General features: G+C 53.6%; 12 protein-coding genes and 1 pseudogene. 2 read left to right on the top strand and 11 right to left on the bottom strand.

Annotated features, from left to right (window positions below; all coding sequences use genetic code 11):
• Positions 1–32 precede the first annotated feature (32 nt).
• Both QA596_10195 and QA596_10200 read left to right on the top strand, forming a co-directional pair.
• Entirely contained in the window at positions 33–1,310 is a 1,278-nt protein-coding gene (locus tag QA596_10195; protein MDG5767837.1) for a class II D-tagatose-bisphosphate aldolase, non-catalytic subunit, read from the top strand.
• Between the two features lie 316 nt (positions 1,311–1,626).
• Positions 1,627–3,066 (top strand): glycoside hydrolase family 31 protein, encoded by a 1,440-nt coding sequence (locus QA596_10200; protein ID MDG5767838.1) that lies wholly within the window; start codon positions 1,627–1,629, stop codon positions 3,064–3,066.
• Between the two features lie 743 nt (positions 3,067–3,809).
• Here QA596_10200 and QA596_10205 read toward each other — a convergent pair.
• The 11 genes and pseudogenes from QA596_10205 to QA596_10255 form a co-directional block, all read right to left on the bottom strand.
• The gene (locus QA596_10205; protein MDG5767839.1) at positions 3,810–5,303 is read right to left on the bottom strand and encodes an NADH-quinone oxidoreductase subunit N; all 1,494 of its coding nucleotides are present in this window, start codon (positions 5,301–5,303) and stop codon (positions 3,810–3,812) included.
• Between the two features lie 62 nt (positions 5,304–5,365).
• A complete protein-coding gene (locus QA596_10210; GenBank protein ID MDG5767840.1) occupies positions 5,366–6,949 on the bottom strand; it encodes an NADH-quinone oxidoreductase subunit M in 1,584 nt (527 codons plus the stop codon).
• A gap of 39 nt (positions 6,950–6,988) precedes the next feature.
• The gene (gene nuoL / locus QA596_10215) at positions 6,989–9,055 is read right to left on the bottom strand and encodes an NADH-quinone oxidoreductase subunit L (protein MDG5767841.1); all 2,067 of its coding nucleotides are present in this window, start codon (positions 9,053–9,055) and stop codon (positions 6,989–6,991) included.
• 6 nt (positions 9,056–9,061) lie between these two features.
• Positions 9,062–9,391 carry an NADH-quinone oxidoreductase subunit NuoK gene (nuoK, locus tag QA596_10220; protein MDG5767842.1) on the bottom strand — a complete coding sequence of 110 codons (330 nt, stop codon included), beginning with the start codon at positions 9,389–9,391 and terminating at the stop codon, positions 9,062–9,064.
• A 65-nt stretch (positions 9,392–9,456) separates the two neighbouring features.
• Complete coding sequence (locus QA596_10225; protein MDG5767843.1) at positions 9,457–9,963, bottom strand: NADH-quinone oxidoreductase subunit J; 507 nt, start codon at positions 9,961–9,963, stop codon at positions 9,457–9,459.
• A gap of 75 nt (positions 9,964–10,038) precedes the next feature.
• Positions 10,039–10,758 carry an NADH-quinone oxidoreductase subunit I gene (locus QA596_10230; protein ID MDG5767844.1) on the bottom strand — a complete coding sequence of 240 codons (720 nt, stop codon included), beginning with the start codon at positions 10,756–10,758 and terminating at the stop codon, positions 10,039–10,041.
• A 21-nt stretch (positions 10,759–10,779) separates the two neighbouring features.
• Positions 10,780–11,814 carry an NADH-quinone oxidoreductase subunit NuoH gene (nuoH, locus tag QA596_10235; GenBank protein MDG5767845.1) on the bottom strand — a complete coding sequence of 345 codons (1,035 nt, stop codon included), beginning with the start codon at positions 11,812–11,814 and terminating at the stop codon, positions 10,780–10,782.
• A 35-nt stretch (positions 11,815–11,849) separates the two neighbouring features.
• Positions 11,850–13,031, bottom strand: coding sequence for an NADH-quinone oxidoreductase subunit D (locus QA596_10240; GenBank protein ID MDG5767846.1), 1,182 nt, complete (start codon positions 13,029–13,031; stop codon positions 11,850–11,852).
• 81 nt (positions 13,032–13,112) lie between these two features.
• Positions 13,113–13,598: an NADH-quinone oxidoreductase subunit C gene (locus tag QA596_10245; GenBank protein ID MDG5767847.1), complete on the bottom strand. Its 486-nt coding sequence runs from the start codon at positions 13,596–13,598 to the stop codon at positions 13,113–13,115.
• A 188-nt stretch (positions 13,599–13,786) separates the two neighbouring features.
• A pseudogene (locus tag QA596_10250) lies at positions 13,787–14,263 on the bottom strand (NADH-quinone oxidoreductase subunit B).
• A 92-nt stretch (positions 14,264–14,355) separates the two neighbouring features.
• The gene (locus QA596_10255; GenBank protein MDG5767848.1) at positions 14,356–14,994 is read right to left on the bottom strand and encodes an NADH-quinone oxidoreductase subunit A; all 639 of its coding nucleotides are present in this window, start codon (positions 14,992–14,994) and stop codon (positions 14,356–14,358) included.
• Positions 14,995–15,044 lie beyond the last annotated feature (50 nt).

Consider the following 15,044-nt stretch of genomic DNA (forward strand, 5'->3'; position numbering starts at 1 on the left):
TATATCAATAATAATATTGAATCTGTTTCATTATGGTTACTTCAACAAATAATATCAATCTCGACATACGCTCACTCGCCGAACAGAATGAACAACCTATTGTTAATTATCTGATTGATCAGGTTCGTGGCCCTTTTAAAAACAAGGCAGCTCTGTTTGCCGTTTGTCCGAACTCGGAAACGGTGACACGTGCTGCCCTTGAGGCCTCAAAAGAGGCGGACGCCCCATTATTATTTGCAGCGACTCTCAACCAGGTGGATACCGATGGCGGCTATACCGGATGGACTCCCCGGGCACTGGTCGATTTTATTTCCGAATACAGCGAGAAAATCGGCCTGGAAAGTCCGGTGATGCCCTGTCTGGATCATGGTGGCCCCTGGCTGAAAGATAGCCATACACGCGATAACCTTTCTTTTGATGAGACAATGGCCGCCGTTAAAGTGTCGCTTGAAGCCTGCATTGATGCCGGTTATGATTTGTTACACATTGACCCTACGGTTGACAGAACCATTCCCGGAGATGACCCTGTACCCATTGATCTTGTGGCCGATCGCACACAGGATCTGATCATTCATTCCGAAAACTATCGTTCGTCCAGGGGATATCCGAGAATTGCCTATGAAGTCGGTACCGAAGAGGTACATGGCGGCCTGGCCAATAAAGACAGCTTTAATAAATTCCTCTCCCTCCTGGATACAGGCCTGAAAAAGGCTAACATGGAGTATGCCTGGCCATGCTTTGTGGTTGGCAAAGTAGGCACCGATCTTCATACCACCTATTTCGAGCCATCCATGGCCCGCGACCTGACTTCTCAAACAGAAGTGTACGGTGCCGCAATTAAAGGCCATTATTCAGATTATGTAGATAATCCGGAAGATTACCCGCTTAGTGGCATGGGAGGAGCCAATGTGGGTCCTGAATTTACCGAAGAGGAATTTCTTGCCCTGATGGATCTGATGAAACTTGAAAAAAAGATCGGCAAGCAATCGGGGTTATACGAAGCTCTTGAACATGCTGTCCTCACCAGCAATCGATGGCAAAAATGGCTTCAGAAAGATGAAACCGGTGCTGACTTCCAGGATCTTACTCAATCCCGAAGAGAGTGGCTGATGAGGACCTGCAGCCGATATATCTGGACACATCCCGATGTTCTCGATACCCGCAAAAAGCTTTACAACAACCTCTCCGGCTATCGGGATGCCGACAGTTATGTGAAGTGGTCCATAAAAAAATCGATGCATAAATATTTCCATTGTTTTAATCTCATTCACTTTAACCAACGATTAACACAACAAGAGATCCCTGCCTAACCTATCATACCCGCGTTACATATTCCCTGTAACGAGCTAAAGCTGACGATATCACACATGCATTCTCAGCACTGTCTGAATCTTTGAACGGATTCAGACTATTCTCCTCTCATGGAATCCATTCACCCATTATTCTCCACCGGAATGGATTCCGTTTAATAAACCCTTAATCCTGAAAACCATGCAAGCCAAAATCTGCTTAATCCTCTTTTTTGTCATGATTGTTGGTTGTAGTAACCAAAAATCCGGCATTACCAAAGTAGAAGCACTGGAAAATGAACACTGGTGGATTGGAATTGTGAATCACGGGCACTATATGCCTCTGCAAGATACTTACCAAGCCGACCTTTACGGCTACCTTTATGAGAATCAGGCCCAGCCTCTGATGGTTTCCAGCAAGGGGCGCTATATATGGTCATCAGAGCCTTTTCGTGTTTCCTGGGATAAGAATCTCATCCAATTGGAAAAGCCTGAAGGAGAGTTTCTTCTCTATGATCAGGGAGAAACGTTGCGGGAAGCCTATCTGGCAGCTAGTAACCGTCACTTCCACCCCACCGGAACCATGCCTGATGAGCGCCTGTTCCGCAAACCACAATACAATACATGGATCGAACTCCTTTACGATCAGAATCAGAATGATATTCTGAAATATGCCCATGCCATTATCGAAAATGGCCTTCCTCCCGGAATTATCATGATTGATGATAACTGGCAGCGAAGCTACGGCGACTGGCAGTTCAGGAGCGAACGTTTTGATGATCCAAAAGCCATGGTCGATGAACTTCATGAACTGGGTTTTACCGTCATGCTTTGGGTATGTCCTTTTGTAAGTCCCGATACCGAAGTTTATCGTTTTCTGCGGGACCAGGATCTGCTTCTGAAAGACGAAACAGGTCAACCAAAGGTCATCCACTGGTGGAATGGCCAAAGTGCTCTGCTGGATCTGACGCATCCGGAAGCCGGAACATGGTTTCATGAACAGCTTCACTATTTGATGGATACCTACGGAGTAGACGGCTTCAAGCTGGACGCCGGTGATGCCGAATATTATGTGGATACCTATGCATACAAAGATGTAACACCGAATGAACATTCCCGACTATTTGCTGAAATCGGACTCAAATACCCCCTCAACGAGTACCGGGCAACCTGGAAGATGGGGGGACAGCCACTGGCACAGCGCCTTCGGGACAAAGGACACTCCTGGGAAGATCTGAATCAGTTAGTCCCGCACATACTCACGCAAGGCCTGGCAGGATATGCTTTCACCTGTCCTGATATGATCGGGGGGGGATTGATGGGCTCTTTCATCAATCTCGATGAAGTCGATCAGGAACTTGTCGTCAGATCGACGCAAACTCATGCTTTGATGCCGATGATGCAGTTTTCTGTTGCTCCATGGAGAGTTCTTGATGATGAACATTTTCAAGCCGTTTTGAAGGCTACCGAATTACGCTCATTATTCGAAGAGTATATTGTTGAACTTGCCGAACATGCCGCCATTAGCGGCGAACCCGTTGTTCGCTATATGGAGTATGTTTTCCCAAATGAGGGTTACGCAAACATCACCGATCAATTCCTTTTGGGGGACTCTGTACTGGTTGCTCCGGTGATGCAAGCCGGCCAACGCTCAAGGGAAGTCGTACTTCCTCGGGGAACCTGGAAAAACACACAAGGAGATCTCTTCACAGGCCCCGTTACCATAGTTACCGATGCCGCTTTGGATGAACTTCCGTATTTTGTTCAGGTGCCATAATTGACCCGGTCGCACTGATTCGGGTTGCCTGCTGCACGATCGATGTACTACAGTCAGGTATATTTTCAAAGATCCCGGTTAAATGGCTTTGAAGGTTTTGTTTCATAAAGCTGTGCTTGCGGATCCCTTTTATTATTGTGACAGGCATTTTCAGAAGGCGGAGCCTCCCGATCCACATATCAGGGAGGCTCCCTTGTTTACATCGCTTTGACCATCTTCCACTAAAGCTGATCAAGAATCTGGCAGTCTCTTCAATACACCCGTCCGTTACGACTATTCCTCACAATGGATGGGTACAATATTCCGAATTGTGCTCTACACCGAAGATGAGCAACTTGCATCAGAGGCTGCTGATTCTGCTTTTCAAAAGGCGTACTATCTGAACTCGGTATTCACCGATTAAGACCCAAACAGTGAGCTCTGCTGTCTGTCGGCAACGGCAGGCAACGGACAAGCTGTTGCGGTCAGTGACGCTCTGTTTGAAACTATCTCTCTTCAAAATATTTTTACAAAATCCGAAAGCTCGACATCCTCATCAGATACCCTTTTGCCGGTCTCAGCAGAACAACCGATAATCTTACCTGTGAGAAATAGTGATATTAATAATCGCAATATCAAGCCGCTTTTCGAATGCCGTTTTACTTAAAGCCGAAACATGGTTCATCCGCAATCATAACCCCATGATAGCAAATAATAACAAAAGACCCCTTGATGAACTTTATGCTTCTTCCAGAAAAATTATATTATAATCCGAACATGACTACCGCGTCGCGCGCCCAGGCAACGATCGGCGAGAACCAGATGCCCAGCAGCAGCACCGGAATCAGCAGTGCGATCAGAATCGCCATGGTACCGCGGTCGAAGCGTATCATACCGGACGCGCCCTCCGCCGGTTCGGCAAGGAACATATTGCGGACCACCCGGATATAATAGAAAAGCGAAATGATGGTTGCGAGTCCGGCAACGGCCACCAGCCAAATCCACCCCGCGCTTATCGTAGCGCCGAATATATAGACTTTCGCGATGAAGCCGGCTGTCGGAGGAAATCCTGCCAGCGCAACCAGGAAAATGGCCATGGTTACAGCCAGGAAAGGCGATCGCTGTCCGAGCCCCTCATAGTCGCTGACCAGCTCGGTGTCCAGTTTGTTGGACACCAGCATGACCACATAAAACGCGCCCATGTTCATGAACAGGTAGATGGCCAGGTAGATCATCATGGCGCTGATCCCCTCATCGGTCAACAGTGCCAGACCCATCAAAATAAAACCCGCGTGCGCGATGCTGGAGTAGGCCAGCAGGCGTTTGATATTTTCCTGCCACAGCGCCATCAGGTTGGCGGCCAGCATGGTAACCGCCGCAAGTACGGCCAGCAGCACATTCCAGGGTACAATGGCCAGCACACCGTCAAAGCCGGGCACGGTGAGGGCGCCCGACTCCATGAACGAAACGCGGAAAAAGCGAATCATCATGGCGAAACCGGCGATTTTGGATGCGGTTGCCAGGAAGGTGGTGATGGTGACCGGCGCGCCGTGATACACATCCGGCGCCCAGAAATGGAACGGGACCACCGTTATCTTGTAGCTGAACCCGACGATAATCATGATGACCGCCAGGTAGAGGGCGGCGGTCTGCTCTACCCCGGCCTGGAGCGCGTCACGCACCCCGTAGATATCAATGGCGCCGGTGATGCCGATCAGCAGGGATAATCCGTACAGCAGAAAACCCGAAGAAACAGCGCCGAAGATGATGTACTTCATCGAGGCTTCGGCCGACTTGCGCAGATTTTTGGTAAATCCGGCAAGCACATAGGAGCTGATGCTCGTCATTTCGAACACCAGATACATCATCAGCAGGTTGGTGGCGCCGACCATCAGGAACATGCCGAGCAGCACCCCGGTAAGCAGCATGTAGTATTCCCCGATCCGGGTGCTGTTATGCTCCAGTTCGCGGCTCTTAACCGAAAACAGCACGATGAATACCCCGGCCACGACAAGCAGCATCTTGAAGAACACGGCGAACGGATCCACCGCTACGGTGTCGCTGAAAATCGAGACATTCCAGCCTGCCTGCTGCCAAACCAGAATGGCGGTAACAGCCAGACCCGCCAGCACAACCCAGGCCACGTTCCTGTTTCGGTCCTTCAGTATCAGATCCGCGACAATTGCCGCCACAAGCGTCACCGTCAGCGCGATCTCGGGAAGAAACCGGAAAATACTTTCTATAATATGTTCTGCCATACCTTTGTCAGATTATCAAAAACCGTGTATTTCCAAATGTTTTTTGTGATTCAGCTCACCTGTTACCGGACGCCCGCACCTACAAAATCGACCAGATGGCTCAGTGAGGCGTTCATAAGTTCGATAGCCGGACCCGGATAGACCCCCAGCAGTATTACGATGATCAGCAGGGGCACGAACATGAGCAGCTCGCGGCCGGTCAGGTCGGCCAGGCTTTTGTGCTCATCACCCAGTTCACCGAGGAACACCCGCTGGATGGTCCAGAGGATGTAAGCGGCGGTCAGCACAATTCCGATCACCGAAATAATGGTGATCCAGCGGAAGGCGGCGAACGCTCCGAGGAACGAGAACAGCTCGCTCACGAACCCGCTGAGGCCGGGCAGGCCGAGCGCCGCGAACATGGCCACCATGGCGATGCCGGTGTATTTCGGCATCTGATTGGCGATACCACCGAAATCGTACAGGCCGCGTTTGCCGGTCCGGTCATACAGTACGCCGACGATAAGGAAGAGCATGGCGGTGATGGTTCCGTGGTTGAACATCTGCAGTACCGCGCCAACGGTTCCCTGGTTGGTGAGCGAAGCCATCCCCAGCATCACGATACCCATGTGGCTAATCGACGAATAGGCGATGAGTTTTTTGAAGTCCTCCTGCGCCATGGCGCAAAGCGCTCCGTAGATGATGCTGATCATGCCGAGGAACGCCATCAGGTACATGAAGTAGACCGTACCGTCGGGCAGAATCGGGTACATGATACGCAACATGCCGTAGGTCCCGAGTTTCAGCAGCACTCCGGCCAGGATCACCGATATCGGTGTCGGCGCCTCAACGTGGGCGTCGGGAAGCCAGGTGTGGAACGGGAAAAGCGGCACCTTGATCGCGAAGCTTATGAACAGCGCTACCCAGGCCACATAGCGCCAGGTGGTGTCGAGGCCATACAGGATGGAGCCTTCCACGAAGTTCGCAGAATTCATCATATGCAGCAGGTTAAATGTATGGACCTGCTCACCGGCACCGTTGGTGTAGGCCACGCTGAAGTAGAGTGCCAGCATCACCAGAAGCATCAGCACACCGCCGGCGAAAGTATAGATAAAGAACTTGATGGCGGCGTACTCACGGCGGGGCCCACCCCAGATCCCGATCAGGAAATACATCGGCAGGAGCATCACCTCCCAGAAGATGAAGAACAGGAAGAAGTCGAGTGCCACAAACACACCCATCATGCCGGTAACCAGCAGCAGATAGAGGGCGAAATAGCCTTTCACCTTCTTTTCAATGCTCCAGGAAGAGACGACGCCGATCACACTGATGAGCGCGGTGAGCAGCACCATCAGCACGCTGAGTCCGTCGATACCGAGGAAGTACATGATTTCGATTCTGCCGACCCAGGGCACCGCCTCAACGATGATCCATTCGAACTGTTCCACAAACTGGAAACTGCTCGCGTCGTTGATGCCCAGGGCGGTGCGGTCAAACATGGCCAGGACCACCACCGCCAGCAGCAGCTGGATGCCCGTAACACCTGCCGCAGTCCAGCGGATGGCATTTTTCTGTTCACCGGGAATCAGTAGAACAATGAGCATCCCGACAATGGGGAGGAATACGATCCAGGTGAGAATACCGATGCCGAATATTGATAATTCCATACCGTTTTTTTCTGTTTATGATGTTTCTGCCGGAATAATTTAAATCGAGAGTAGCACAATGGTGATAATCAAAAAGCCGAACAGGGCGAAAACCAGGTAGTGCTGAATACTGCCGGTTTGAATGCGGCGAACCTTCATGCCGATGCGCCCGGTAATATTCGCCAGGAAGTTCACCAGACCGTCGACAAAGGTGTTGTCGATCCATCCGCTGATGCGGGAGACCCCGCGGGTAACCGTTCCTGCACCGTTCACGATGCCGTCGATAATGTTAAAATCGAACCAGTTGGAAATGCGGGTAAGCGACAGGGTGCCGTTGACGAACACCGCCTGGTACATTTCATCGAAATACCATTTGTTGCGTGAGCCCCGGTACAGCGGACCCATGGCGGATGCCATTTTATCTGCGCTGAACGACCGTTTTTCATAGACCATCCAGGCAAAGGCCAGGCCGGCAACGGCAATCACGATCGAAAGGATCATCACCAGGGTATGCACCCGGCTGATAGCTTCGTAAAGGGTTGCCCAGGTGGCCGGGGCAATGGCTTCGGGCACAACGCTCGCGGGCCTTTCCAGCGCCTGGAACAGCCAGCCTGACGCTGCGCCGAACGGGTTAAAACTGAAGAAAATGAACGTGGATAACGCTGCAAGGACAATCAGCGGAACGGCCATCACGCCGGGCACTTCGCGAATCAGTGAAAGTCGCTCGGGGTCGGCGGGCTTGCCATGGAAGGTCAGTATCACAAGCCGGAACATGTAGAAGGCGGTCATACCGGCCACGGCGAACGCGATGAGCGGCAGCAGCCAGTGTCCGCTGAGCGTGCTGAAGGCCAGGGTACCGGCAAGAATTTCATCCTTGCTGAGGAAGCCGGAGGTGAGCGGGATGCCGGAGATTGCCAGGGTAAAGATCAGGAAGGTCCAGTAGGTTACCGGCATTTTGCCGCGCAGGCCCCCCATGTTGCGGATGTCCTGGGCGTCGGTGTCGTGGTCGTGCTGTTTGTGCAAAGCGACATGCATGGCGTAGATCACCGCGCCTGAGCCAAGAAACAGTCCGGCTTTGAACATGGCGTGGGTAACCAGGTGCATGAATCCGGCGGCGTAAGCGCCGACGCCAAGCGCCATAATCATGTAGCCGAGCTGACTGATAGTGGACCAAGCCAGCACTTTTTTGATGTCGTACTGGGTGATGGCGATGGTTGCGGCCAGCAGGGCGGTAAACGCGCCGACATAAGCGATCACCAGCAGGGCGTCGGCCGTGAAGAGCGGGAACAGGCGCGCTACCAGGAACACACCTGCGGCAACCATTGTGGCGGCGTGGATGAGTGCGCTGACCGGTGTCGGGCCCTCCATCGCGTCCGGCAACCAGACATGCAGCGGGAACTGGGCCGATTTGCCGATCGCTCCGCAGAAAATCAGAACCCCCGCGGCGGTGAGCCATGCCTGGCTTTCAAACGGCAGGTTGCCGGCGGCTACCGCGCTGAAGATGGCGTCGAACGAAAAGGTCGAGAAATGCACGAAAATGATCATGATGCCGATGAACATCCCGGCATCGCCCACCCGGTTGACGATAAACGCCTTCATGGCGGCATTGGACGCCGACTTCTTTTCATACCAGTGTCCGATGAGCAGGTAGGAGCTCAGCCCCACCAGCTCCCAGAATATGTACATCATCAGCAGGTTGTGCGTAAGCACGATGCCCATCATCGAAAAGGTAAAGATGCCCAGATAGGCAAAATACCGGGAGTAGCGCACATCCCCCTTCAGATACCCCATCGAGAAAAAATGCACCAGGGTGCTGATGAGGGCCACTACGACCAGCATCACCGCCGAGAGGTTGTCGATCAGAATGCCGAGCTCCACGGTGACCTCCCCGATGCCGGGAATGCCGCCGAACTGCGCCCAGGTCCAGCTTGCCGTAACCGTTTCCGGTGTGGCCAGCTTTGCAAACATGATGAAAAGCGAGAGTATCAGTGTCACCGATACTATCCCGGTTCCGAGCCAGTCGCCCTGCCGGGGCAGGCGCTTGCCGAAGAAAATCAGCAGCACAAAACCGGCCAGCGGCAGAAATAGCGCGATCAATGAAAACAGTATCAAAGTATCCAATCCCATAGGTTTCTACTCCTTTAACTCGCTGATTTGTTCGACATCTACCGACCCGAACCGGTTGTAGATATTGAGAGCGATGGCCAGTGCCACGGCCGCCTCCGCCGCGGCGATGATGATGACAAACAGGGCGATCATGTGGCCGTCAAGCGACAGGGCGCCGTACCGGCTGAACGCCACAAAGTTGAGGTTGGCGGAGTTGAGAATCAGTTCGATTCCCATCAGAACCATGATGATGTTCCTTCTGGAGATGACGGCAAGTAATCCGAGCGAAAACAGAAGGGCACTGACCACCAGGAAGTGGTTCAGGCCGGGTTCTGCAAGCCATTCGGGTAAGACCATATCAGTTTCAGTTTACAATGTTGTGATTTCGAGCTGCTGATTGCAGAGCAAAAAGTTTAAAAGATTCAGGAGTCCGGGGTGCGTGTCCGGGCCGCCATGAGCACCGCGCCGATGATGGCCAGCAGCAGAAGTACGCCCGACACCTGGAACGGGAGCATGAAGTCGGTGAGCAGCAGTTCGCCGAGGCCCGTCATGGTGGCTGCGCCGTCTTCCATCGGTGCCAGCACCCACTCGGTGGTAACGAATACCCCGATCAGCAGCACAGCGATGATGGCGGCGAACAGAGTCGCCGGCAGCAGGTTGACGGTGCGGGTCCGGACTTTCTCAAAAAAGCCCTGGGTGGTGAGCATCACTCCGAAAAGGATGAGCACCAGAATCCCCCCCACATAAACCAGCAGCTGGGTAACGGCAACAAAACCGGCGTAGAGCAATGCGTAGAAAGCGGCCAGTCCGCCGAGGGTGAACATGAGCGCGAACGCCGAGTGCACGATGTTCCTGGAGAACACCATAAATGCGGCGCTGCCGATGATCAGGATCGCAAATACATAAAAGGCTATCGCAGACAGATCCATAAGTTTTCTATACCCGTATGTTCAATAGTTTCCAATTTTGCGGGAGTGCCATACCCTCCCGCGGCATCATACTGTTCAATCTTCCGATTTCTTTTTGGCTTCGCGTTCCGCTTTTCTGGCGGCTCTGCGTGCTTCACGTTCGGCCCGGCGGGCCTCCTTTGCGGCTTCGGCGTCGGTATCTCCGCCACCGCCGGTTCCCTCCTTCGCCTCCGCACTGCCTTCGTTCGCCTCACCGGCCTCCGCTGCTTCCGCGGCCTTCTTCATCTCTTTGGCCTTTCGGGCTTCCTCCTTCTTGCGTTTTTTCTCCTCTTCCTCCTGCTCGAGCTTGACCTGTGCCGCCTCTATCTGTTCCGGAGTCATGTCTGAAAACGAGAAAATCAGGTCGTTCCGGTCGTAGGACGAATATTCGTAATCCTCGACCATGGTGATGCAATCGGTCGGGCACGGGTGCACGCAAAGCTCGCAGTAGCAGCATTTTGCCATATCGATATCGAACTCGTTGACCCACAGCTTCTTTTTGTGGCCGGTGGATGTCTCCCCGAGATCGTCGTCGTCGGTGGATTTGATCGTGCCGATGGTGATGCACTCCACCGGACAGGCCCGTTCACACAGCCGACAGCCGATACAGTCGTCCATATTGACATCCAGTTTGAGCCGCACCCGCTGTGGAAGCACGTCTCGCACTTCCGGGTACTGCACCGTCACCGATCGCCGGAACAGGTGCCCCCAGGTGATTCCCATCCCGGTGAATATCGTTTTGAAGGTTGTGTAGGTGTCATTGAGTAGTTTAACCATAAAGCGTACCTCTGATACGAATTAAAAAATCATCTCCCAAAGCGCGATCAGCACCAGATTCACGAACGAAAGCGGAATCAGGTACTTCCAGCACAGGTTCATCAGCTGATCCACGCGCAGCCTCGGCAGGGTCCAGCGCAGCCACATCATCACAAAGACCACGATCATGCCCTTGAGCAGCATCCAGAAGGCGCCCCAGAGCGGGCCGTCCATGAAGGAGCCGAACGGACTGTTCCAGCCGCCGAAGAACAGCGCGGCCGTAACCAGCGATAAAAGCAGCATGTCGGCGTATTCGGTGAGCATGAACAGGCCCCAGCGCATGCCGGAGTACTCGGTCTGGTATCCGCCCACCAGCTCCGATTCCGATTCGGGAAGGTCGAACGGCACCCGGTGCGACTCCGCCAGTATCGCGATGAAAAAGATCACAAACGCGATGACCATGAACGGGCTGTGGAAGATCATCCAGTTGGGCAGAAAACCGAGAAACCCGTTGCCCGACTGCATTTCGGTGACTTCCATCAGGTTGAGCGTACCGGTGGCCACGATCACCGACAGGATGGTGGCGATGGTCGGCACCTCGTAACTGACCGTCTGCGCAGCGGTTCGCATCGCCCCCAGAAGCGACCATTTGTTGTTCGAGGCCCATCCCCCCATAATAATACTGATGGAGAGCAGCGAGGTGATGGCGACGATGTAGAAAACGCCCACATCGATCATACTGCCGATATAGGCACTGCTGAAGGGGATCGCCACAAAAGCGGCATATGAGGCACCGAATGCGATAAACGGCGCCATTTTGAAGAAAAACCGGTCGGCTTTGGCCGGCACAATATCCTCTTTCTGGAGCATTTTGACCAGGTCGGCGATGGTCTGCGACCATCCGTGCCATCCGCCGGTACGCATCGGGCCCAGGCGATCCTGGATATGGCCCGCCACCTTGCGTTCCAGCCAGATCGCAAACAGCGCATAAACCAGAATGATGGTAAGCGGCACGATGGAAAAGAGAAAGACAGCCAGGGGAGCGGCCGGCAGCAAATTTTCCAGATATTCCAGCATAATAATTTTTATATAATTAGTTGGGCAATAATCGGTTAACGATCAACTTCGCCGAGTACAATATCAACACTTCCGATAATAGCCACCATATCGGCCACCATGGCGCCGATGGAGATGGCGGGTAATACACTGAGATTCACAAAACTGGGGGCACGGGCCTTGACCCGGTACGGAGTGGTCTTTTTATCGCTGATGATGTAGTAGCCCAGTTCCCCGCGCGGCGTTTCGGTCCGGCAGTAGATTTCGCCGGCAGGCGGACGCACTTTTTTGGGGATGGCCTCTTGCACATCACCTTCATCCGGCATACTGTCGAGGGCCTGTTCAATTATTTTGAGGCTCTCTTCCATCTCCCAGACGCGGACGATGTAGCGGTCCCAGCAGTCGCCCAGAGTTCCCATCCGGCCTTCGCCGACAATCACATCGAAATCGAACCGGTCGTAGATAGAGTAGGGGTCGTCGCGGCGCAGGTCCCATTTGACACCGGAGCCTCGCAAACTGGGTCCGGAGACGCCGTAATTGATCGCCACTTTCGCCGGCAGCACTCCGACATTGGCGGTACGCTCGACAAAAATCTTGTTGTCGGAGAGCAGGTCGTTAAGCTCCTTGATCTTGGGGCGGAACGAGGTGACGAATGCGGCGGTATCGGTTTTAAAATCGTCGGGCACATCGTTCATGAGTCCGCCGATCCAGATATAATTATAGAGCAGGCGCGCTCCGCTCGCTTTTTCAAAGATGTCGAGAACCTTTTCCCTTTCGATGAAACAGTAGAGAAACGGAGTAAAGGCGCCGATATCGAGGCCGAAGGTTCCGAGCGCCAGCAGGTGGCTGGCTATGCGCTGCAGTTCGCACATGATCACCCGGATGTGCTCCACCCGGTCGTTGACCTGGATGTCCATCATGCGCTCCATGGCGATGGCGAAGCCGAGTTCGTTGTTCATGGCGGCGACATAGTCCATCCGATCCACATAGGGGATGACTTTCGGGTATTCGTTCATCTCCTCGCTGTGCTTTTCAAAACAGCGGTGCAGATAGCCGATGTGGGGAACCGCTTTGGTCACGATTTCGCCGTCGAGGGTCAGTTCCACCCGGAGCACTCCGTGTGTGGAGGGGTGCTGCGGACCCATATTGATGACCATCTCCTGGGTCTTGAGTCCGTTTCCGGCACTTTTCGGGGGAGTAAACGTTACTTCGGGCTTTTTTTCTCTGGTTGTTGTCATGTGCGATTATTCCGGATCAAAATCTTTTCCTTGCATTGCGGGGCAGCGGGGCTGTATGCCGCTCCCCGGCCTGTTCCATCATCAATACTCCACTTTCATTCCGCGGTAAAATTCCTGGACCTTGTAATCCTTTCTCAGCGGGTAGCCTTCCCAGTCGTCGGGACAGAGGATGCGCCGGTGGTCGGGGTGGCCATCGAACCGGATACCAAACATATCGTAGGCTTCCCGCTCGTGCCAGTCGGCCGTTTTCCAGACCTGTTCGACAGTGGGGAGATGCGCATCGTCCTGGGGCATAAGCACCTTGAGGGTCAGTTTATGCCTTTCGGTGGTCGAGTCGAGGTGGTAGGTGACTCCAAGCTGCTCCTCCTTCTGGTAATGAACCCCGCTGAGACACATCAGGGAGTCGAAACGGAGTCCGGGTTCGTCGCGCAGAAACTTCGCGATGTCCGCGATTTTGTCTACTCTCACCACAATCCAGGGGTCGACCTTCTCGTCGGGTTTCAGCTCGATCACATCCTCACCGAATTTTTCTGTCAGGATGCCGGTAATCTCTTCAATAGGTTTCATGGTGTCCATTCAATGATTTGCATGCTTCGCCTGATATCTCACGCTCCCTGCTGCTTTTTCTGCACATCCTGCTGCGGGAAGTCGATCTGTGCCTTTTTGTGCTCTTCGGTTTCATCGACATTTTTTACGGAGAGGTTTTCACCGCCCTTGTCTTCAATCACCACCGCTTTTGTCGGATCGACGCCTTCCACCTGGCTCTCGTTCATGATCTTGTTCTGCAGGTGAAGAAAGCCTTCAAGCAGAGCTTCGGGACGGGGCGGGCAGCCCGGCACATAGACATCCACCGGAACCACACGGTCAACGCCCTTGAGCACATGATAGCCGTGTTCCCAGTAGGGGCCGCCGCAATTGGAACAGGAACCCATGCTGATCACATAGCGCGGTTCCGACATCTGCTCGTAGAGCCGCTGGATGCGGGTCGCCATTTTGAGGGTCACTGTTCCGGCCACGATCATCACATCGGCCTGACGTGGTGAGGATCGCGGGATGATGCCGAACCGGTCGAGGTCGTATCGGGAAGCGGCCGCGGCCATCATCTCGATGGCGCAGCAGGCAAGGCCGAACTGCATGTACCAGAGCGAGCTTTTGCGTGCCCAGTTGAGCGCTTTTTCAAGCGATACAATGATGATGTTGCTGTCTTTGTATTTGGTGTCGAGATAACCCATAGGTGTACTGTTACAAATCGTGATAAATCATGCGCGAACAGCCGGGCGAAGCCTGCAATGTGTCATTCCGGCCCGGTGAAGCCATTCTTTTGTCATTTTCCGTCGTTTTTGCCGGTGCCGGCCTGGTCGTCGTTCGGTGATTCCTGCCGGATATCGGTTTCGGAGCCGGCGGAACCTTCCTCCGGTTTGTTGGCTGCCGCCTCCCCGCTTCCGGATCCGGACAATCCGCCTGCCGGTGGTTCTGACGCAGCCGCAGCCGTTTGTGCCGCTTCCGGTTCGGCTTTCGTACCATTACCGTTAACCGCGGCAGGCTCCCGCCAATCGGCCGGAACCACGCCAACACCCTCCACGTATCGGGGAACGGCGGGCCGGGGCTTGTCCCACTGCAGGTCTCCCTTGCCAAGCTCATAAAGAAAACCGACAAAAATCAGGGAGACAAAGACGATCATGGCCCAGAATGCGTACCAGCCCATGCTCTGGAAGACGGTCGCCCAGGGAAAAAGCAGTACAACCTCCACCTCGAAAATGAGAAACATCAGGGCGATCACATAAAAACGGTTGTTATACTGGATCCAGGCGGAACCGACGGGATCCTCTCCGCATTCGTAGGTGGTGAGCTTTCCTTCACTGGGACGGTTGGGCCGAAGCAGCCATGCAACCAGCAGTGTGATGCCGGCAAATACTGCGCCATTGACCAGAAAGAGTAATACGAACCCGTAATCAGCAAGCATAAGGCAGCGTATTTAGGAATAATAATATTAAGGTTATGGGTAAAGCTAAT

The organism is Balneolales bacterium ANBcel1 (genome assembly GCA_029688905.1).
Taxonomy (GTDB): Bacteria; Bacteroidota; Rhodothermia; order Balneolales; family Natronogracilivirgulaceae; genus SLLW01.

Coding starts and splice junctions, on each gene's coding strand:
- QA596_10195 (MDG5767837.1), top strand. CDS start 33: ATGGTTACTTCAACAAATAATATCAATCTCGACATACGCTCACTCGCC.
- QA596_10200 (MDG5767838.1), top strand. CDS start 1,627: ATGCCTCTGCAAGATACTTACCAAGCCGACCTTTACGGCTACCTTTAT.
- QA596_10205 (MDG5767839.1), bottom strand. CDS start 5,303: ATGGCAGAACATATTATAGAAAGTATTTTCCGGTTTCTTCCCGAGATC.
- QA596_10210 (MDG5767840.1), bottom strand. CDS start 6,949: ATGGAATTATCAATATTCGGCATCGGTATTCTCACCTGGATCGTATTC.
- nuoL (MDG5767841.1), bottom strand. CDS start 9,055: ATGGGATTGGATACTTTGATACTGTTTTCATTGATCGCGCTATTTCTG.
- nuoK (MDG5767842.1), bottom strand. CDS start 9,391: ATGGTCTTACCCGAATGGCTTGCAGAACCCGGCCTGAACCACTTCCTG.
- QA596_10225 (MDG5767843.1), bottom strand. CDS start 9,963: ATGGATCTGTCTGCGATAGCCTTTTATGTATTTGCGATCCTGATCATC.
- QA596_10230 (MDG5767844.1), bottom strand. CDS start 10,758: ATGGTTAAACTACTCAATGACACCTACACAACCTTCAAAACGATATTC.
- nuoH (MDG5767845.1), bottom strand. CDS start 11,814: ATGCTGGAATATCTGGAAAATTTGCTGCCGGCCGCTCCCCTGGCTGTC.
- QA596_10240 (MDG5767846.1), bottom strand. CDS start 13,031: ATGACAACAACCAGAGAAAAAAAGCCCGAAGTAACGTTTACTCCCCCG.
- QA596_10245 (MDG5767847.1), bottom strand. CDS start 13,598: ATGAAACCTATTGAAGAGATTACCGGCATCCTGACAGAAAAATTCGGT.
- QA596_10255 (MDG5767848.1), bottom strand. CDS start 14,994: ATGCTTGCTGATTACGGGTTCGTATTACTCTTTCTGGTCAATGGCGCA.